Origin of the sequence: Lyngbya sp. PCC 8106, assembly GCF_000169095.1 — a bacterium.
In the GTDB taxonomy this organism is placed as follows: Bacteria; Cyanobacteriota; Cyanobacteriia; order Cyanobacteriales; family Microcoleaceae; genus Capilliphycus.
Genome location: NZ_AAVU01000073.1, coordinates 1 through 19,350, shown reverse-complemented (window position 1 = coordinate 19,350; position 19,350 = coordinate 1). Strand labels below are relative to the sequence as shown.

Genomic DNA, 19,350 nt, shown 5'->3' with positions numbered 1-19,350 from the left:
TGAGTAACTTCTGGTTCCATTTCAGTCGGTTCACTTACCGCTTCGGGTTGAGTAACTTCCGGTTCCATTTCAGTCGGTTCACCAATAGCTTCGGGTTGAGTAACTTCCGGTTCCATTTCAGTCGGTTCACCAATAGCTTCGGGTTGAGTAACTTCCGGTTCCATCTCTAAAGAAGGTTCAACAATAGCATCCGGTTGGGTAACTTCCGGTTCCATCTCTAAAGGAGGTTCGACAACAGCATCCGGTTGAGTAACTTCCGGTTCCATTTCAGTCGGTTCACCAACAGCCTCCGGTTGAGAAACTTCCGGTTCCACTTCTAAAGTTTCTGTTTCTGTCTCTGTAAAAGCTTCAGAAGGTTCTGGAGTGGTTTCCGGTTGTAACGCTTCGGGTTCCATTTCGGGTTGTGTCTCAGAAATATCCTCTGGTGGTGTCACAACAGAATTTTCCGTAGAATCTTCAGACTCGGTGGTTGCCCCAGGAGTAGAATTATTTTGTGCAGGTTGAGAATTTCCCGGTGTAACTTGGGGGGGTACTTGTTCGGGAGAACTCACATCGCCACAGTTTTCGCTATTAAAGTTAAAAGCATATTGATAAGCCGTAGGAGTTCCTCCGCCCGACGCCTGACTCGTCACAAACTCCCGCACCGTTTGAACTGCTGTATTATCCAAAACTCCAGATCCCGTATCCAACAACAGTTCTGGCCCGGCTAAAATCTCACCCCCAGAACCGACAACCACTCCCACTAATGCTCGTCCACTTAACTGTTGTTCGCAAGCCTCAGAAGGATACACATCAGAAATAGAAACAACCTGAGATCCTTGGACATCAGGATAACTCTGCTGAACACCCAAAACCCAATTTACATAAAGACTTCCCCCTTCTAACATTGCCCTTTGTTGGTTAGAAAGTTGTCCTTGAGGTTGTTCTTCGGGTTGTTGTTGCTGAAACACAGGCTCGTTACCCTGAGAATTCGCCGCAACATCGGTATTTTCTTCTTGATCTAAGCCTTCTTCTAAATTAGCGAGAATTGAGCCTCTAAATTCCTCTGGAGGGGTTTGAGAAGGGGTTTCCTGATCAACATTTGCACTCGCCATATCATCAGTAGGCCCTTTTTGAGGAAAACGAGGGGGTTCGCTTCCCGGTTCATCATCAGAATTGGTATTGGGGTTAAAAATACCCGACTGACCCAAAGGATCAGGCCCTTCGGAGAAAACAATCTCTCCTCGCTGTAGCTGTTCATAAAACTCTCTAGCGCGATCTAATTCCTCAGAATTTTTATCGGGGAAGGTATTCTGATCAGGAATAGAAGGCGCTGGGGGCGGAGTGTAGGTGGGAATATTGGTAGAAGGGGGTAACGTTCCAAACGAGTAGTTATCTGGATAACTTGGATAACTTTCTGGATAAGACGGTAAACCGCTTCCTCTACTTCCGACTGAAGGGTTAACGGGAATTGTGAACAACTCTTGCTGAGGCGTTGTAAACGTCGGAGAAGAAGGAGGAGGAGGACTAGAAGGAAATGCAGGAACAGTCGGCCCACCGCCTAAGATCGAAGAGAGAGACGGGGGAGGTGTAAATTCACTTAAGCCAAATTGCGGTGGAGGAGGGGGATAGATCCCTCCAACTTGATCAGCAGATAATTCCACCAATTCCACACTCGGGGGAAGTTGAGCGCCTGGGGTAAATAATGAAATCTTCTCAATATTAACGGCAAATAACGCATGAATTCCCACCGAAGCGATCGCCGCTATGGTAGCAGGTTGACGGAGTGATGATGCCAATCCAGATTGGATAAAGGGTGTAGAAGAATCCATAATATTGATTTTAGAGGTTAAAAATCGGCTTGCATCTATTGAGGTACCGGGAGAAGATTGATCACCGCCCCCATTTGTGAACCGAGCTTGGGTTGCCTACTCTTATATTCTGTTATGTTATAGCAAGCTTGAGTCAAATCATCAGGTAAAAATCTCTTGGACTCTACTTCGAGAACGCTACAACTCTCCTCACCCTAACCCGTTCCTCTCAAGCCGTTGCGTCTTTTTTCTGAGATGTCCCCTGCACAATCATTAACGAAAAATATGATAATTGCAAATTAGGGCGATCGCTTAATCCCGCATAAATTTTCTGTTGAGGGAGCGTCGCCCATTCTACCACGTAGGCATTGTTGAGCAAATCTTGCTGTTGTAAGACCTGCCAAACTTGCTCATACACCGAACTCACTTTCATCAACACCACAACATCCGCCTGTTCCAGAGTCATTTCTAACGCCGTCATCGTGTACAACGCAGGTAATACGACTAAACGTTGATCTCGCACAGTTAGCGGAAGTCCCAGACTGGAAACCGCAGCCAAAGGAGAACAAACTCCGGGTATTGTCTCCACTTTCACTTCAGGACGTAATTGTACTAAAGTTTGTGCCAAGTAAGTAAACGTACTGTAAAAACTAACATCTCCCTCACAAGCAAAGACCACATCCTGTCCGGCTTTGAGATATTCCCAAACTTCTTGGGCGGCTTGTTGCCAAGCTTCGGTTAAAATAGTTTCATCTTGTACATAGGGAAAGGTTAACGAGAGTTGAATTTGCTCAGAATTTAACCACGGTGTAATAATATTCTCAGCAATGCCTGATTTCCCTCGAACTCCCGCCGGAAACGCTACAACAGGGGCGGTTTTGAGCAGATTTAACCCTTTGAGGGTAATCAGTTCGGGATCTCCCGGCCCCACACTAACTCCATATAAAATACCAAATGAATGATTCACAAGCAATAACTAATTTTTCCGCTTTTGTAGGTGGGGTTGAACCGGAGTGAATCCCAATTTGATGACAAGGGATTTTATCAATCTTTTGTTGGGTTTCGTAGCCTTAACCTAACCTACTTTCTCATACCCTATAAAATACTGAAAGTTAACGCAATCATCTATGACGAAACCTATTTTTAAGACTGATCAATTTGGGACTTTTTTGGGTTGAGAGGGTTGACAAATTTGGCGAAACTCAAGTATTATTATCTTATAATAGAAATCTGTCTTAAAATTTTATTTTTTTTAATCCTCCATTATTAAGCTTCCCTATAATGTTATCAAAAAGCCTCCGATAAATCAACCCCTTTTCCAAGACTGAAATCAAACGCCTCAACTCTCCTCAACAACACCCGCCCCTTGAGTGTCAATTTGTAGCGATCGCACTTCTACTTTTACCCCAAATTGATGCCATGCTTCTGCCATTGCTAAAGCCACATCCGGCGCCGAAGTTGCAGGACTCAGCGCTAATAGGGTTGGCCCGGCACCACTAATAACCAGTTCATAAGCCCCCGCATTAATTGCTGCTGTATGCACTGCTTCATAGCCGATAATCAGAGATTGACGATAGGGTTGATGTATTCTATCTTGCATCGCGACTTGTAGCCATTTTCCCTCTCCGGTTTCTAAGCCTCGCACTAACAAGCCAAAATGGGCTGTGTTAAAAATCGCATCGGTTCGACTATACTCAGTGGGTAAGACTTGACGAGCCTCCGCTGTAGACAGTTCAAAGTTAGGGATAGCAACAATCGGAACAATACTAGAATGCCACGGAATTTCGCAGATTTCCCAACGGCTTTCTGATGCGGCGACGGAGAGTTGACAGTTTCCCAACAACGCCGGAACCACGTTATCGGGGTGTCCTTCCATTGCGATCGCTAAGTTCATCACTTCGGTTTGACTCAGGGGTGAACCCGCAAAGGCATTCGCCCCCACTAACCCCCCAACAATAGCTGTTGCTGAACTTCCTAACCCTCTAGCAAGAGGAAACCCTAAATTAATCTCTATTTGGACGGGAGGCGGAGATTGACCTAAATGCTGATAAAGTTTGACAAAGGCCTGATAGGCGAGATTGGTTTGATCGGTGGATAGGCGATCAGCATCGACGCCTTGAACGGTGATGATTACTGAATTAGAAATCTCTGTTGTTTGGGGTGATTCCCACTCCGAGATCTTCAACCGATTATACAAGGTTAACGCAGCACCAATACAATCAAAACCCGGCCCTATGTTGGCAGTTGTCGCCGGAACAGTAACGATAACGGACTTAGACATTCTTTGTTTTCAGACCCACAAAAATCAGCATTAGATTAATGCCTTAGGCTGATAATATCAGATTAAGGGTTAGGACTCTCGGAGTTGTGATCAGAACCGCCTTCACCAATCTGGAGATTCTTTTTAGAAGATTTAAGCTGTTTCCAAAGTGCTTTGATCCGATGATAGGCTTCGTCTGGTGTGATTTTACCGTTGGTTTCTAAGCCACAAATGTAGTTTACCTTGTGAGCAAACTCTTGGATATTGGCATTGAAAACTAAGTGTTCGGGTGAGAACTCTCCCCGATAACGGCTTTTAGGATATATAAATTTATCACGTTCGTTCATATCTTTCTCCTAACGATTACAGGTTTATTAACTTCAAACAAAGATCACTCGGCTAATTTTATTCAAAAATTGAGATTTTTTTCAGTCTGGTTTTCATTAACGATAGAATAATTGCTTTTAAGGTTAGAGTCTGCAACCTTACCTTAAATTGAATATTTTAACTTTTTTCCTTGAACTCTACCATAGCTTTTATCTCTGTCAATTTTCTTCTCCTTTATCTAATTTAACATTTCTCATAAACACTTTCCTCAAGGCTGCTTTTAATCTTGACTAAGAACATATTTTCAATGGTTGTGGTGTAGTTGTCTAGTTATTCGGTTCTCTCCAGAAATTAAATGATTAAGATAGGCTGAAGTTTATAAATCTATTATTTCTATCTCCAGACCTATTTCTTCAGGATAGACTTAATGATAGAGAGTAAAGGTTAATATAAAGTTCACAGTCACAGTATATTGATTTAATTTCTCTCTCATTCTGTAGGAGTCGCCAGAGAAATTAGGATACCCATAATTATGTCCAAACTAAGTGAAGATGCGAGTTTTACTTCTGAACTCACGACCTTTGTTATACAATACCACAATATTGCTCGATTAATCATATAAACGCTTTGATCTCCTTAAATATGATCATTTTAAATAAAAACCAGGCTTCCATATTTTTACTAATAATTTTAAGTTTATCTGTTAATCAAACTGACCCATGCTAATATTCAATATCACAAAAAAGCTCATAAATTTTATTGATTCACAAATCTCCTCAATCATCAGGTTTGATAGAGTAAACGAGGAAAGGGAGAGTTTTTTAAGCGAAAATTCTCCCGATCTCTCTATCTTTCTCTTTTAACTTTCCATCTCCTCAACAGACTTCGGAACACCCGCAGTTAAGACATCATAACCTTGCGACGTTACTAACACATCATCCTCAATTCTCACCCCAATTCCTCGCCAACGTTGATCAACTTCTGGCTGTCCTTCTACGGGTTTGATTTCCGGTGAAATATAAATTCCTGGTTCAACCGTTAACACCTGTCCCGGTTGTAATTCTTGCGGGTTTTCTCCCCACTGATAAACCCCCACATCATGCACATCCAGTCCCAACCAATGACCCGTTCTGTGCATATAAAAAGGCTTGTATTTTTCCTCTTTAATAATCTCCTCAATCTCTCCGGTTAATAGTCCTAAATCCATCAAACCCTCAACAATAACCCGCACGGCTGTATCGTGAACTTGTTTGTAAGGATTACCGGGTTTAACTTGTTCAATCGCTGCCAATTGAGCCTTTAAAACAATCTCATAAATCGTTTTTTGTTCGGAAGTAAACTTCCCACTCACCGGAAAAGTTCGGGTAATATCAGCATTATAATATTGATAAGAACATCCGGCATCAATCAATAATAAATCACCCTCTTGAAGCTGTCGATTATTTTCAATATAATGCAAAATACAAGCATTCACCCCAGAAGCCACAATCGAAGGATAAGCAGGTGTTCCGCCATTCAACCCAAAAAGATGTTCCATTTCCGCTTGAACTTCATATTCATACCGTCCAGCTTGGGCAAAATTACGAGCGTGATTATGGGCTTTAACAGAAATATTAGCTGCTTTTCGCATCAATTCTAATTCCGTTTCACTTTTGAGTAAACGCATCGGATGTAGAATCGTCCCTGCATCTTGTAACGCAATTGGGCCAGTCCCATTTTTAGGATAAACCCGCATTAATCTTTTCCAATGTTTAAGGACTTTATTATTAAAAGCTTCATCTTGTCCTAAACGGTAAAAAATGCGATCTGATGTTTTTAAATATTGCGGTAACTTTTCATCAAGTTCAGCAATTGGATAAGCCTCATCCGCCCCATAAACTTCTTTGGCTTTTTCTACTCCAGTGCGATATCCTGTCCAGGTTTCTTTTTCGGGATCTTTTGGTTGTACAAATAGCACAAATTTATGTTCATCGTGGTGAGGTGCAAGTACGGCTACTGCATTGGGTTCGTTAAAGCCTGTAACATAGAAAAAATCGCTATCTTGACGAAAAGTATATTCAACATCGTTGTGCATTACCGCCATCGGCGCACTTCTAAAAATTGCCGTACCGTTGCCGATTTTTGCCATTAACTGTTGACGGCGTTGCTGATATTCTACAGATGTGATCATTGAAGCTATTGGAAGTTAAGGTGATTGTTGTTTAACTTTAGTTTAATACTAATTTATAGAACATGGAAAACAGATGACAAAAAAAAGGCACGGTATAAACCGCACCTTGAGTTGAATTAATTTCTCAGAGAAACTTACATAACAGGAACAAAGCGTTCTTTTTCAGGAACTTCTGTGTACTCTGCCACAATTTGACGGAATTCATCACCATCAATGGTTTCTTTCTCGATCAACAAATCCACTAAACGGTCAATCACCACACGATTCTCGCGGATAATTTGACAAGCTTGCTGATGACAATGATCAGCGATCGCTTTAATTTGGCTATCAATGCGAGAGGCAATCCGATTAGAATAGTCGGTGCGAGTGGCAAAATCACGACCTAAGAACACCTCACCTTGCTGAGACTCTAGCGACAACGGCCCTAAATCCGACATTCCGTAACGAGTCACCATCTGCCGAGCCATTCCAGCAACCTGTTGTAAGTCGCCGCCTGCGCCTGTTGTCACCTCTGAATCCCCAAAAATGACTTCTTCTGCGGCTCGACCCCCTAAGGCGCCTGTAATCCGGGCGAGAATTTGCGCTCGTGAAATTAAACCTTGTTCCTCATCCGGGATAAACCAGGTTAAACCGCGAGCTTGGCCCCGAGGAATCAAAGTTACCTTTTGAACCGGATCGTGATGTTTGATCAAAGTTCCGACGATCGCGTGACCGACTTCGTGATAAGCGATCAAGCGCTTACTTTTACCATCAATTAACGGAGTCCCCTCCATTCCCGCAACCACCCGATCCACCGCATCATCGATTTCTGACATGGTGATCGCTTCTTTACGGCGACGAGCAGTGAGGATAGCGGCTTCATTGAGAAGGTTAGCCAGATCCGCCCCGGTAAAGCCCGGAGTCCGACGAGCAATTGTTTCTAAAGAAATATCTTCAGCCAGTTTTTTATTGCGGGCGTGAACATCTAAGATTTCCAGACGACCTTTAACATCGGGAGCATCTACAGAAACTTGTCGGTCAAAACGTCCAGGACGGAGTAAAGCCGAGTCGAGGACATCAGGACGGTTGGTTGCAGCAATGATGATAATTCCAGTATTGCCTTCAAAACCATCCATTTCAGTCAGTAACTGGTTGAGGGTTTGTTCGCGTTCGTCATTTCCGCCCCCAATTCCGGCACCGCGCTGACGGCCAACGGCATCAATTTCATCAATAAAGATGATACAAGGAGCGGTTTCCTTTGCTTTTTTAAATAAGTCACGTACCCGAGAGGCACCGACTCCGACAAACATTTCTACAAATTCTGAACCGGAAATACTAAAGAAAGGAACTCCGGCTTCTCCTGCGATCGCTTTCGCTAAGAGGGTTTTCCCGGTTCCGGGAGGGCCGACTAATAACACTCCTTTGGGAATGCGGGCGCCGACTGCGGTAAAGCGTTCGGGTTTTTTGAGGAAAGTAACAACCTCTTGCAGTTCTTCTTTGGCTTCTTCAACTCCCGCGACATCATCAAATAGGACTCCGGTTTTGGCTTCCATTTGGAACCGGGCCTTGGACTTCCCGAAGCTCATGGCTTGACCGGGGCCACCAGGAACATTATTAGAGCGACGGAACAGGAAGAATAAACCTGCAATTAATAAAATCGGGAAAATCAGATTGCCGAGCAATCCCCAAATCGCCCCATCATTGCGAGGAGGATGGGTATCGAAGCTAATTTGGGCATCTCGCAGGCGAGAGATGAGTTCAGGTGTGTTGTTGGGTAAATCCACCCGCAGCCGTTGTACACGGTTATCAAGTTGGGGATCGACCGCCTCAACGATCGCTGTGCGACCCCCATCATAGAGGTCAACGCTGGTGACACGGCCGGCATTGAGGTAGTCTAAGAAGCGGCCATAACTCATGCGGGTACTGGCGGTGTTGTTACTCATCTCAGTAGCAGAAGGGCTAAATGCTCCCTGCCAAAGGAAAAACCCGATCACTAACGCTGGTAATGTCCAAAGTAGTATCGTTCTCCATGTTGTTTTCATAAACTCAGTTGCCTCTGATCTTGTAAACCTATTTTGTCAAACAGCAGTGCGGGTGAACTGCTGACTGGATTATTCATAATCTTAATTAAATTTAACGTAATGATCGCGGATCGAGCAACAGCAGCAATTCATCCTTGTGGTAAAGTGACGGGCAAAGGGAACCCACAGAAAGGAAAGGGATGGCATTCAGTCCCGAGAAAAAATCAAGGGTTGAGGGACGCGATACCCCACAAAATCTATCAAGAAAGCCCAGACTCGCAGATCGTTGACGCTCTAAGTTTTCTTTTTGCTACGTCTGGCTAGATTTGACTGGGTTAGGAGTCTACACCGATACCCAATATTTTCAACACTTCGATCCGATTTCACTTTAGATTCTCTGTCTATGTGAAAATGTTAGGGGTGTAAATGGTGTAGAGATCGGGCATTATAATTTTGAGTCTGCTTGAGGTAATTAATTCTAATGCAAAGTAATAAACAGCCAGTCGGACAGCCAGCAGTTGGCCCGAACACGATTATGAACCGACAAACAACGACGACTACAACCAGTAGTCGGAGAACGATTCTGAGTGTGGATTTGGGACGAACATCAACCAAAGCTTGCGTCAGTCGCAACCCAAACGAAGTGGTGTTCATTCCCTCGAATGTCGCCCAGCTTACGGTTGAAAAAGCGCGAGGGGGTGGGTTTGAGTCCGAGAATACTGACCCTTTATTGGATCTGTGGCTAGAATACCGGGGAGATGGTTTTGCAATCGGTCAACTCGCAGCAGATTTTGGGGCGAACCTATTTGGTGGAAATGACACGGACAGTCCCTCAAAGGTCAATGATGCTTTGATCAAGATCTTTGCCTGTGCAGGATATTTTAAGATGAAAGGTGATGTCGAGGTCATCTTAGGCTTACCGTTCTACTCGCAAGAACAGTTTGAACGCGAAAAGGAACAGATTATTAGTCTATTGATGGGGCCTCATGTTCTGCTGTTTAGAGCTGACCAAATCACCATTGATATTAAGAGTGTACGAGTCATGCCGGAGGGCTATGGTAGTCTGATTTGGTGTGAAGCTCAAAAAAGCAAGGAAACTCCTAATTTTGCCGATTTATCTGTGGCTATTGTGGATGTCGGACATCAAACCACAGACTTTTTAACGGTTGATCGTTTCCGGTTTGCCCGAGGGGTTTCCCAGAGTGAAGTGTTTGCCATGAGTAAGTTTTATGAAGAAGTGGCCACGAAAATTGAAGGCGCAGATAGTCAGTCTTTATATTTGTTAGAAGCTGTTCATCGTCCCGCAGGTCAACGCTTCTATCGTCCTCGGGGTTCAGCAAAACCTGTGAATTTGGATGAAATTGTACCGGAGTTACGGAAAAAATTTGCCCAAGAACTCTCCTCTCGGTTAGTGGAATGGCTCCCCGAACGAGTCACAGATGTGGTTCTCACTGGGGGCGGTGGTGAGTTTTTCTGGGAAGATCTCCAACCCCTTCTCAAACAAGCTCAACTCAGAGCGCATTTGGCTCAACCCGCTCGCAAGGCGAATGCTTTAGGACAGTTTGTTTACGGCGAAGCTCAACAGGTTAAACGATAGAGAGTTTTCTTGAGTTCAACCCGCCCGATCTCAACTCCTCAGTTGAGCAGCGATTATCTCTGTTTTTCGTCTCTATTCTTTCTGACGAGTGAGAACCAGCAGGGCGGGCTGAATGCCGAAATTAGGCAAGAATTTTGGTACACTGAAACCAATTGGCTTTGAGTTGATCAAAATTGATCAAGATTGATCAAGATTGACAAAACTTTCGAGTCAAGACCCGACCCGCGATCGCATCGCTAAAGGCTGTAGGCTTGAAAATCGATCAGCAAGGTAAAAGAAAGTCTTGATCAAAGGTCACATAAGTGGGGTGAGTGCCTTCTCTAAATTAGCAGTCTACTGAATCTCTTGCAGGCAGAAACTTTTAATTTTAATTATGTTCCGGGCTAATAAAAAACTAACCCAGTCAGTTACGTTTACAACAGAAGATGCTGCCGATCAAGCTTTATGGGAAGCGATAGAAAAAGAGCTATCTCTGACTAAATATCAGACGTTTAGTAATCTTTGCAAGCAAGCACTCTGGCAATTTTTATTTGTTTCTGACTCTCCCGCGACGAGTGCAACACCAACCCCAACAACAACTACTTCTTCTTCCTCAATCTCTCTGACTCCCAATCATTCTCACAAGTTAGAAGAACAAGTTAGTCAATTGCAAGAGCAGCTTTCCCATTTAGAACAGAAAATGTTAACGGAGGAAGGAAACCGTTTTGAACGCCTCCAACGTCAACTCACTCAGATGACTCAACAACTGGCTCAGTTACAAGTGGCAATCACACTACAACCGAGTTCACAGACTTCTCAACCTACGTCTCCAATCACTCCGTCCCCTTCATCTTCTGAACCTGTTACCGAACCTGTGGAACCTGAAACCCAAGCCACTCCTCAACAAGAATCTGATCCCGTATTACAGCGTTTGAGTTCGCTGATGGATGATTTTTAGACAAGATTCAGAGACTTCCCGTCAGAGAGAATTGGGTTCACAAAGTCAAACTTATTTACGTTTAGCTCCGGCTTTCTTTTTCGCTGCTTTCGCTGCTTTTTTATCTGCTTTTTCCGCAGCAATTTTTGCTAATCGTTCTTGCTCTTTCTCCTCTTCTATTTTATCCAAATAGTAGTGATAATCACCCAAATAAGTCCGAAACTCACCGTCACGAATTTCTACAATTTTGTTGGCGGCTTTGGAGATAAAATAACGATCGTGAGAAACGATAATCACCGTTCCGTCATAGCTTTGCAGAGCTTCCTCTAGCATCTCCTTCGCGGGAATATCTAAGTGATTGGTTGGTTCGTCCAAAATGAGTAAATTCACAGGTTGTAGGAGCATTTTAGCGAGTGCTAGTCGCGCTTTTTCTCCTCCACTCAAAGCCCCTACTTTCTTCGCGACTGTTTCTCCACTAAATAAAAAACGACCTAAAAGTGTCCGCACTTCTTCGTTTTTCCAGTCGGGAACCTCATCATGGATGGTGTCTAGAACCGTTTTATCTAAGTCTAAGGCTTCCGCTTGATTTTGCTCAAAATAACCCGGAATAACGTTATGTTTCCCTAAGCTGACTTTCCCTTCACTGGGTTGCTCTAATCCCATAATAAAGCGCAAAAGGGTTGATTTTCCACAACCATTCGGCCCTAAAAAGGCAATGCGATCGCCTCGTTCTATCGATAAATCTGCTCCTAAAAACAGAATCTTATCATCATACATATGAACGAGGTCTTTAATCTCAACGACACTTTGACCACTACGCGGTGCCGGAGGAAATTTAAACTTTAATGTTTTTAAAGAGGCAGCTGGTGCTTCAACTCGTTCGATCTTATCGAGTTGTTTTTCACGACTTTTTGCTTGGGTACTGCGAGTTGCACTGGCTCGAAATTTATCTACAAAAGCCTGCTGTTTTTCAAGCTCTTTTTGTTGACGTTCATAGGTACTCAGTTGGGCGACTTGGGCTTCTGCTTTTTGTTCGAGATACGCACTATAGTTCCCTAAATAAACCGTAGAAACACCCCGTTCAGTTTCGACCACTTGCGTACAAAGACGATCTAAAAATTCTCGGTCATGGGAAACAATCACCATCGGAGTTGTTAACCCCTTCAGATAGGTTTCTAACCACTCAATCGTTTGTAAATCGAGGTGGTTTGTCGGTTCATCGAGGAGCAATAAATCAGGATTTTGCAGGAGGATTTTTCCTAAACTCATTCGCATTTGCCAACCGCCACTAAAGGCACTCACCAGGCGATCGCCATCTTCGGGATCAAACCCCATCTCTGGTAAAATCTTCTCAATTTGTGCCTCTAAAGCATAGCCATGAATCCCTTCAAATTGACGTTGGAAACGATCCAATTTGATAATCAGAGAATCAAGTTCTTCAGGACTGGCGGTTTCCATATCCCGTTGTACCTGAGCCAGCGACTCTTGAATAGTATTGGCTTCGGTAAAAACAGTCCAAAATTCTTCGCGAACCGTGCGAGTCGGATCAACTTCAAATTCTTGAGTCAAATAAGACATATTGAGACTTGCAGGACGAATGATTTGTCCAGATGTTGGCTCTACTTCACCTGCAATAATTTTGAGTTGAGTGGTTTTTCCGGCTCCGTTGACACCCACCAACCCAGTTCGCTCTCCAGGCTTGACTTCCCAATTTATATCTTTGAGAATAACGCCCGTGGGGTAAATTTTACTAATATGTTCGAGTCGCAGCATCAGGTATTTTCCAAGACGGCAAGGTAAGGGTGCAGAGAATCTAGCCCGCAGATCAGGGCGTTATACATTCTTTGATCGAATCAATCTTAACAAAAATTAACCCCCGATTACAGTGACCAGTGAACAGGTATTGGAAATGGAAAGATGGGGAGGTTGGGAGATGTTGCTTTTAGCATGAATATCTTCTGACTTCTGCCGATTGCCTTTTAACAGTTCAATAATGGGTAAGTGATCATTGCTGTAAACTCGCTTGATAGACTTCTGCGGCTTGTTGAACAATTGTTTTCAGGTCTTCAGGGTCCCAAGGCTTAGTGACACATTTATAAATTTGAGCCGCACTAATCAGGTCTGGGTCATCTTCAAGAGCATCCTCAGAGTAACCCGTTAACAGAATCCGAATGGTATTAGGGAAGCGAGCGCTAATTTTGCTGAGAAATTCAATCCCCGTCATTTCCGGCATACTTTGATCAGAAATAATGATCGCCATTTCTCCTTCCACATCTATCATTTGCATTGCGGTGGCTGGACTATTTGCAAGAAAAGTTGGAAAATGACGGCGAAACGTTCTGTAAATCAGATCGAGGTTATCCTGCTCATCATCAACCACCATGAGCTTTAGTTTGGATTTGGGCATCTCTAGATTGGGAAGCGCACTCTTGAGCGTTTAGTTGCTGGCTGACCTCAGGCACAGGTTTTGCTCGACTTGATCACAAAGAAAAGCACGAAAGCGCAACCTGTACTTATTATCGATTCGTCTTCTAACCTATCATATATTTTTCATCCCATCTGCATTAGCTGCCGTCTACTCAACAGAACTTAGAGACGACTGGTTTCCATCGGCTGACTTTTGAGAAACTCAGTATTAACACCCGACTCACGAGTCAGAGCGACCTTCCCAGTGCGAGCAATTTCACGGATACCAAATCGACTCAGGACTTGAATAATAGCAACCATTTTTCCAGGATCTCCGACCACTTCAACCGTCAGGGTGCTTTCCCCAATATCAACCACACGCGCTCGGAAAATATGAGCCAGTTCAATAATTTCTGAACGCATCGCACTACCATTACAGTTAATCTTGAGCAGCAGCAACTCCCGTTCAACACAGGGAACTTCAGTAATATCCTGGACTTTGAGGACATTAATCAATTTGTAGAGTTGTTTGGTAATCTGCTCAATAATTCGGTCATCTCCTGGAACAATCATGGTAATCCGAGAAATACCACTTTGTTCAGCAGGCCCTACTGCCAGACTTTCAATATTAAAACCCCGACGTGCAAATAAACCCGCAATACGAGTTAGAACACCTGCTTCGTCTTCTACTAAAACAGAAAGAGTATGTTTCATCTCAAAACTTGAGCTTGATCAAAGTCAAAAATTTGCATCTCTCGATTTTATCGGAAACCTTTGACCACTTTTTACAGTTATCAGTTTACAGGGAACGGTGGCTCTAGGAACAGCAGCTCTAGGAACAGTTTTTTGAGCGAACAAGTGAGGGATAGGGATAATCGAGCAATTATCCCTACAGAAACGGTTCACTATCTGCCGAATGGTTTTGAGCTAGCTAGAAGTTTCGGGTTCGGCAACTTCCTCTGTTTTCATCACCACTCGCAACAGAGGCGGCGCGACAAAGGTTGTCAAAATCACCATTAAAATAATCGCAACATCCAAAGCTGGTGAAAGCGCCCCACTATCAGAACCCACAGCGGCAAAGACGAGTCCAACTTCGCCCCGAGGAATCATTCCGACCCCAATGGCTAAACGATTCACTTGAGGGATGCCAAAAACGCTCCAACCTGAAACAACTTTCCCAATCATGGCTACCACAATCAGAAATGAGGCAATAATTAATCCTTCTCGATTTTCGGGGATAGCAGGATTGAGAACACTCAAATCGGTTTTTGTTCCCACAGTGACAAAGAAAACCGGAACAATCACATCCGCAATCGGTATAATCAGATCCTCTAAATGTTGGTCTTCAATGTCCGTCTCATCAAGAACTAAACCGGCCGCAAACGCCCCTAAAATCGCTTCTAAGTTAATCGCTGCCGCAATATAAGAGAGAACAAGTGCGAGCGTTAAAGCCGGAATCACCACTCGACCCCGAGTTTTGAACTGTTTGGCAACAGCAACAAAACTATTGTTGAAAAAGCGGCCCAGGAGAATCGCACCGACGAGAAAAATACTTGCACTGATAATCAGGTAGACGGTATTGAGAACATCGATTTCTCCAGTTTTGGCTAAACTCGCAACAACAGCCAAAACAATAATCCCCAAAATATCATCCATCACCGCCGCACCCAGAATAATCTGACCCTCTGTAGAGGAGAGTTGGCCGATTTCTGCGAGTACCCGTGATGTGATACCAATACTCGTTGCGGTTAATGCGGCACCTGCAAAAATCGCTGCAACTGTTGGGGTATGGAAAATCAAAATTAAGCCAGCGGTACCTGCAACAAAGGGAACTGTCACCCCAACGACTGCTACCAGTAGAGACTGAACACCGACTTCTAGCAGTTGTCTGACGTTGGACTCTAATCCAATTTCAAACAACAAGACAATTACCCCTAATTCGGCCAGAACAGAAAGGACTTCACTTTGAGCTTCATAGGTGGCTTGAGCGGCATCAGGTTCTAATCCGGTTGTCGCTTGTAAAATGCTCATAATCAGGGAGCTGGTATGATCTCCATTTTCGGGAAATACAACTAAATGGAGGGCAGAGACACCGATCACTACACCCCCAACCAGTTCACCCAAAACGGGTGGAAACCCTAACCAGTTGAAAAATTCTCCGCCCGCTTTACTGGCGATGAAAATGGCAACTAAACTCAGCAACACTCCGCATAAAACGATAACGGATTCAGGTTCCGCAGAGGCTTCTTCTGTCGCTGTTGCCAGCAAGGGGAAAGTATCAGATATATGGAAAAAAACAGGGGAAGAACTCACCCCGGCAACGAGATCAATCATCTATTCCGCAGAACTCATCGTGTTTAGTTTAACTGAATGTTGTCCTACAAAAATACTCGATGTTTGAGACTGGGCATCTGCACCCGTACTTGTTCGAGGCGAGTCGGTTGAATTTCAGCGATCGCCACACCGGGTTGATCTCCGGCATCATCTAAGATCACACCCCAAGGATCGATAATCATCGCATGACCGTGAGTGTAGCGCCGACCATAGTGATTTCCGGTTTGGGCGGGTGCAACCACATAACAGCTATTTTCGATGGCTCTAGCTTTCAGCAACACTTCCCAATGATCTTTTCCGGTATAAGCGGTAAAAGCCGCCGGAACAAACAGAACCTCGGCGCCTTGACTGGATAAATGGCGATACAGTTCGGGAAATCTCACATCATAGCAAACTGATAAGCCTAAATTGCCGAGTTCCTCGGACTTGTAAACTGATGGTAACTGTTGACCTGCCATGACGGTAAAGGATTCTTGGTAGTTGTTCCCATCGGGCAGATTCACATCGAATAAATGCACTTTCTGATATCGAGCCAATTCATTCCCACTCGGATCAATTAGTAAGGCTGTATTATAAACTTTGCCACTTTCGCTCGGAACTGGAAATCCTCCCGCTAGTAATGTCACCTGAAAGCGTTGGGCGGTGGTATGAAGAAATTTTTCGGTTTGTGCTGCAATTTCACGGGCTTGAGCTAATTTTTCGGCTTCTTCGCCCATAAATGAAAAATTCTCGGGTAAGCAGACTAGCTCTGCCCCTCGACGCACGGCTAAATCAATTAACTCTAGCGCCTCCGCTAAATTTTTTTGTAGCTCGGGCAAACTTGTCATTTGAATTGCAGCAACAAGATAGGATCTCATAGAGCCAAAGACGATTTAGGGACAGTAGCTAAAGGTTTTTCATCACTCTCACTGTTACCGAAAAATCAAATAACGGGAGATTTTGATTTGCTGATTGAATGATTCAGGGGGACTTGGGATTGACCGTTGGAAATCGCAGTTTATCCCATTGACAGGACAGACAAGACTTTAATCTTTACGCTTTGAAGTTGACACTTCTATGCCCTCCGCCCCCCTGAATTTTTCTAAATGCTATTACCGTTTATAGCGGATGAAACAGAAGATCGGGGAAGAAACGATTGAATTCAATTAAGATTCCCGCTGTAATCACAAACCAAGCTGCTGCTAGGACAGGTGCAGTGGAGAGATATTTGAGAAAATACTGCATGAGATGAGATCTCCTTTAAACGTTATTGACACAGAACACAATGGGTTGATCGGCTCTAACCCGACTAGCGGGGTGAAACTGTAATTTCGTTATCCTTGGCAAACATTTCGCCAGAGGTGGCTTCTTTGAGGGCTGCTAAAGGCCAGATAAAGCCGCCTAACATAAATTTAACGGCTACCGGAACGTCGATAATAATCTCTTTTTCGGTCGCATTCTTACCTTGTTTGGCTGCATATTGGAGGTAAGCACGACCTACCCAGCCAATCCATCCGGCGATGTACAGGAATAAGATACTGGGAATCAAGAATTCACCTGCGTGAGCGAGGCTACCATCTACGATTAAGTGAGGAAGACCATCTTCTCCACATAATGCTTGAGAATACCGTTCAAACCGTGCTTTCGCGAGATCAGGGCTAGGACTATTCGCAACGGAAGTTTTCGCCCGTTGCTGAAATGCTGCTGATTCTGAACAAGGGGTTAAGTTGTACGCGGATGCACTGGGAACAAAACTGATCCACAGACCGAGAGCTAAGACTACAGCCAACAATCGTCGCATAGAAAGGTTTCCTTTTGTTACAAAACAATAAGTTTTATGTACAATTGTTTCAGACCGCTCGTTAAGAAGCTATCTGAATTCTTCCGAGCATTGGACAAGATATCCGACAGTGAAACACTCCCGTTGACCCATCTGAGTCGGTTTTTCGGGGGTTTCTTTTTACTGAGGTTATTTTAGGATATCCCCGAAGTTAGGGTGTACCCTAGATAATCATGATGAAGCTACTCATCGTAGCTCCGATCGTTTCATAAAGAATTTATCAGTCAATGGCGACAGTTTTAGCAATTGAAACAAGTTGTGACGAAACCGGGGTTGCAATTGTAAAAAATCGTAAAGTTTGCAGCAATGTTGTCGCATCTCAAATTGCCGTTCATCAACCTTATGGCGGTGTTGTCCCCGAAATTGCTTCCCGTCAACATCTCGAAGCGATTAATATTCTCATTGACCAGGCTTTGGAAGAAGCTAGCCTCACCTGGACAGAAATTGATGGTATTGCTGCGACCTGCGCCCCTGGGCTGGTGGGTGCTTTGTTAATTGGGATCACGGCGGCAAAAACTCTCGCAATTGTACACCAAAAGCCCTTTTTAGGCGTTCATCACCTCGAAGGTCACATTTATGCCACCTATTTGACTCAAACGGACTTACAACCGCCTTTTTTGTGTTTGTTGGTCTCAGGAGGTCATACCAGTTTAATTCGAGTCCAAGACTGCGGAATTTACGAAACTCTCGGTCAAACCCGAGATGATGCTGCTGGGGAAGCGTTTGATAAAGTGGCCCGATTACTCAATTTAGGCTATCCAGGTGGCCCGATTATTGATAAACTGGCAACGGAGGGAAATCCTGAAGCTTTTGCATTGCCAGAAGGGAAAATTTCTCAACCGAATGGGGGTTATCATCCCTACGACTCTAGTTTTAGTGGCTTAAAAACTGCTGTGTTGCGTCTGGTTCAAAAGCTGGAAACCTCTCAAGAATTACCCGTTAACGATATTGCGGCTAGTTTTCAGCAAACGGTGGTCAACAGTTTAACGAAACGTGCGATCGCCTGTGCGTTAGATTATGGACTGAATACAATTGCAATAGGTGGAGGGGTTGCAGCAAATAGTCGTTTACGCCAACATCTGCAACACGTCGCGAGTCAGCATAATATCCAAGTCTTGTTTCCCCCCTTGAAATTTTGTACTGATAACGCCGCTATGATTGCCTGTGCAGCCTGCGATCATCTCAATCGAGGTCATTCTTCATCTTTAACGTTAGGAGCGGCTTCTCGGCTCAAAATAGAAGATCTAATGCAGCTTTACAGTCACCAGTAATCAGTGAACAGGTCAAAAGATGTTCCGTAAAGGCATCTGTGCTTGCGCCCTCTTGACTGTTTCCGATATCTTAAACTGAAATAAAACTATCCCAAAGGGTATTAGCAGAAATGTTGCTCACAAATCCTAATGCTGTATTTGAGCTATTGTTAATGATGAGAGTGCCGGGATTACCCAGTAAATTAGCAGGAACTAAGTTCAGGTTTATAGGACTTAATCCTTCAGTTAAACCAATCTGGTCAACTCCAACTTGAAAATCGGTAATAATATCAGCTTGAGTAAAATCAGCCGTTGCTGCTGAGTTGGAGAGAATAAAGACATCTGAATTCAAACCCCCAGTCAGAATATCTTGACCTCGATCTCCACTTAAAATATCATTACCTATCCCTCCAGTTAAGAAGTCATTTCCTTGACCTCCAAATAAAGTGTCATTTTCACTCTCTCCGTTAAGCCGATCATT

General features: G+C 44.0%; 16 protein-coding genes and 1 pseudogene. 3 read left to right on the top strand and 14 right to left on the bottom strand.

What is annotated here, in order from left to right:
* The 6 genes from L8106_RS30120 to ftsH2 form a co-directional block, all read right to left on the bottom strand.
* Positions 1–1,811: energy transducer TonB (locus tag L8106_RS30120; RefSeq protein WP_009787914.1), on the bottom strand; the 1,811-nt coding region annotated here is incomplete at its 3' end.
* 208 nt (positions 1,812–2,019) lie between these two features.
* The gene (locus tag L8106_RS27865; RefSeq protein ID WP_039897455.1) at positions 2,020–2,757 is read right to left on the bottom strand and encodes a precorrin-2 C(20)-methyltransferase; all 738 of its coding nucleotides are present in this window, start codon (positions 2,755–2,757) and stop codon (positions 2,020–2,022) included.
* A gap of 372 nt (positions 2,758–3,129) precedes the next feature.
* Entirely contained in the window at positions 3,130–4,071 is a 942-nt protein-coding gene (gene thrB, locus L8106_RS27860; protein ID WP_009787912.1) for a homoserine kinase, read from the bottom strand.
* A 62-nt stretch (positions 4,072–4,133) separates the two neighbouring features.
* Complete coding sequence (locus L8106_RS27855; protein WP_009787911.1) at positions 4,134–4,397, bottom strand: hypothetical protein; 264 nt, start codon at positions 4,395–4,397, stop codon at positions 4,134–4,136.
* A gap of 839 nt (positions 4,398–5,236) precedes the next feature.
* Complete coding sequence (locus L8106_RS27850) at positions 5,237–6,547, bottom strand: aminopeptidase P N-terminal domain-containing protein (protein ID WP_009787910.1); 1,311 nt, start codon at positions 6,545–6,547, stop codon at positions 5,237–5,239.
* 134 nt (positions 6,548–6,681) lie between these two features.
* Positions 6,682–8,568 carry an ATP-dependent zinc metalloprotease FtsH2 gene (gene ftsH2 / locus L8106_RS27845; protein ID WP_009787909.1) on the bottom strand — a complete coding sequence of 629 codons (1,887 nt, stop codon included), beginning with the start codon at positions 8,566–8,568 and terminating at the stop codon, positions 6,682–6,684.
* Positions 8,569–9,028: 460 nt separating this feature from the next.
* Here ftsH2 and L8106_RS27835 point away from each other — a divergent pair, with 460 nt between their 5' ends.
* Positions 9,029–10,144 carry a ParM/StbA family protein gene (locus L8106_RS27835; protein WP_009787907.1) on the top strand — a complete coding sequence of 372 codons (1,116 nt, stop codon included), beginning with the start codon at positions 9,029–9,031 and terminating at the stop codon, positions 10,142–10,144.
* Positions 10,145–10,517: 373 nt separating this feature from the next.
* Positions 10,518–11,081, top strand: a complete 564-nt coding sequence (locus tag L8106_RS27830) for a FlxA-like family protein (protein WP_009787905.1) — start codon at positions 10,518–10,520, stop codon at positions 11,079–11,081.
* 51 nt (positions 11,082–11,132) lie between these two features.
* Here the strand turns inward: L8106_RS27830 and L8106_RS27825 are convergent, their stop codons facing one another.
* The 7 genes from L8106_RS27825 to L8106_RS27800 all read right to left on the bottom strand — a co-directional run bounded on the left by L8106_RS27825 (position 11,133) and on the right by L8106_RS27800 (position 17,580).
* On the bottom strand, positions 11,133–12,833 hold the full coding sequence (locus tag L8106_RS27825) for an ABC-F family ATP-binding cassette domain-containing protein (RefSeq protein WP_009787904.1): 1,701 nt from the start codon (positions 12,831–12,833) through the stop codon (positions 11,133–11,135).
* 232 nt (positions 12,834–13,065) lie between these two features.
* Positions 13,066–13,467 (bottom strand): response regulator, encoded by a 402-nt coding sequence (locus tag L8106_RS27820; protein WP_039897451.1) that lies wholly within the window; start codon positions 13,465–13,467, stop codon positions 13,066–13,068.
* A gap of 182 nt (positions 13,468–13,649) precedes the next feature.
* Positions 13,650–14,180 (bottom strand): acetolactate synthase small subunit, encoded by a 531-nt coding sequence (gene ilvN / locus L8106_RS27815; protein ID WP_009787902.1) that lies wholly within the window; start codon positions 14,178–14,180, stop codon positions 13,650–13,652.
* A 213-nt stretch (positions 14,181–14,393) separates the two neighbouring features.
* Positions 14,394–15,800: a cation:proton antiporter gene (locus L8106_RS27810; RefSeq protein WP_009787901.1), complete on the bottom strand. Its 1,407-nt coding sequence runs from the start codon at positions 15,798–15,800 to the stop codon at positions 14,394–14,396.
* Between the two features lie 44 nt (positions 15,801–15,844).
* A complete protein-coding gene (locus L8106_RS27805; RefSeq protein WP_009787900.1) occupies positions 15,845–16,657 on the bottom strand; it encodes a carbon-nitrogen hydrolase family protein in 813 nt (270 codons plus the stop codon).
* A gap of 241 nt (positions 16,658–16,898) precedes the next feature.
* Positions 16,899–17,024: a photosystem I reaction center subunit IX gene (gene psaJ, locus L8106_RS31140; RefSeq protein ID WP_009787899.1), complete on the bottom strand. Its 126-nt coding sequence runs from the start codon at positions 17,022–17,024 to the stop codon at positions 16,899–16,901.
* Between the two features lie 64 nt (positions 17,025–17,088).
* Positions 17,089–17,580, bottom strand: coding sequence for a plastocyanin docking protein (locus tag L8106_RS27800; protein WP_009787898.1), 492 nt, complete (start codon positions 17,578–17,580; stop codon positions 17,089–17,091).
* A 266-nt stretch (positions 17,581–17,846) separates the two neighbouring features.
* Between L8106_RS27800 and tsaD the strand changes: the two genes are divergently transcribed.
* Positions 17,847–18,890, top strand: a complete 1,044-nt coding sequence (gene tsaD / locus L8106_RS27795) for a tRNA (adenosine(37)-N6)-threonylcarbamoyltransferase complex transferase subunit TsaD (RefSeq protein WP_009787897.1) — start codon at positions 17,847–17,849, stop codon at positions 18,888–18,890.
* A gap of 70 nt (positions 18,891–18,960) precedes the next feature.
* Here tsaD and L8106_RS34375 read toward each other — a convergent pair.
* Positions 18,961–19,350, bottom strand: a pseudogene (locus tag L8106_RS34375) (peptidase S8); the annotation flags it as partial.

What these genes read in the sequence shown, in the direction of transcription:
- thrB (WP_009787912.1), bottom strand. Translation starts at nt 4,071, where the DNA reads ATGTCTAAGTCCGTTATCGTTACTGTTCCGGCGACAACTGCCAACATA.
- L8106_RS27855 (WP_009787911.1), bottom strand. Translation starts at nt 4,397, where the DNA reads ATGAACGAACGTGATAAATTTATATATCCTAAAAGCCGTTATCGGGGA.
- L8106_RS27850 (WP_009787910.1), bottom strand. Translation starts at nt 6,547, where the DNA reads ATGATCACATCTGTAGAATATCAGCAACGCCGTCAACAGTTAATGGCA.
- ftsH2 (WP_009787909.1), bottom strand. Translation starts at nt 8,568, where the DNA reads ATGAAAACAACATGGAGAACGATACTACTTTGGACATTACCAGCGTTA.
- L8106_RS27835 (WP_009787907.1), top strand. Translation starts at nt 9,029, where the DNA reads ATGCAAAGTAATAAACAGCCAGTCGGACAGCCAGCAGTTGGCCCGAAC.
- L8106_RS27830 (WP_009787905.1), top strand. Translation starts at nt 10,518, where the DNA reads ATGTTCCGGGCTAATAAAAAACTAACCCAGTCAGTTACGTTTACAACA.
- L8106_RS27825 (WP_009787904.1), bottom strand. Translation starts at nt 12,833, where the DNA reads ATGCTGCGACTCGAACATATTAGTAAAATTTACCCCACGGGCGTTATT.
- L8106_RS27820 (WP_039897451.1), bottom strand. Translation starts at nt 13,467, where the DNA reads ATGCCCAAATCCAAACTAAAGCTCATGGTGGTTGATGATGAGCAGGAT.
- ilvN (WP_009787902.1), bottom strand. Translation starts at nt 14,180, where the DNA reads ATGAAACATACTCTTTCTGTTTTAGTAGAAGACGAAGCAGGTGTTCTA.
- L8106_RS27810 (WP_009787901.1), bottom strand. Translation starts at nt 15,800, where the DNA reads ATGATTGATCTCGTTGCCGGGGTGAGTTCTTCCCCTGTTTTTTTCCAT.
- L8106_RS27805 (WP_009787900.1), bottom strand. Translation starts at nt 16,657, where the DNA reads ATGAGATCCTATCTTGTTGCTGCAATTCAAATGACAAGTTTGCCCGAG.
- psaJ (WP_009787899.1), bottom strand. Translation starts at nt 17,024, where the DNA reads ATGCAGTATTTTCTCAAATATCTCTCCACTGCACCTGTCCTAGCAGCA.
- L8106_RS27800 (WP_009787898.1), bottom strand. Translation starts at nt 17,580, where the DNA reads ATGCGACGATTGTTGGCTGTAGTCTTAGCTCTCGGTCTGTGGATCAGT.
- tsaD (WP_009787897.1), top strand. Translation starts at nt 17,847, where the DNA reads ATGGCGACAGTTTTAGCAATTGAAACAAGTTGTGACGAAACCGGGGTT.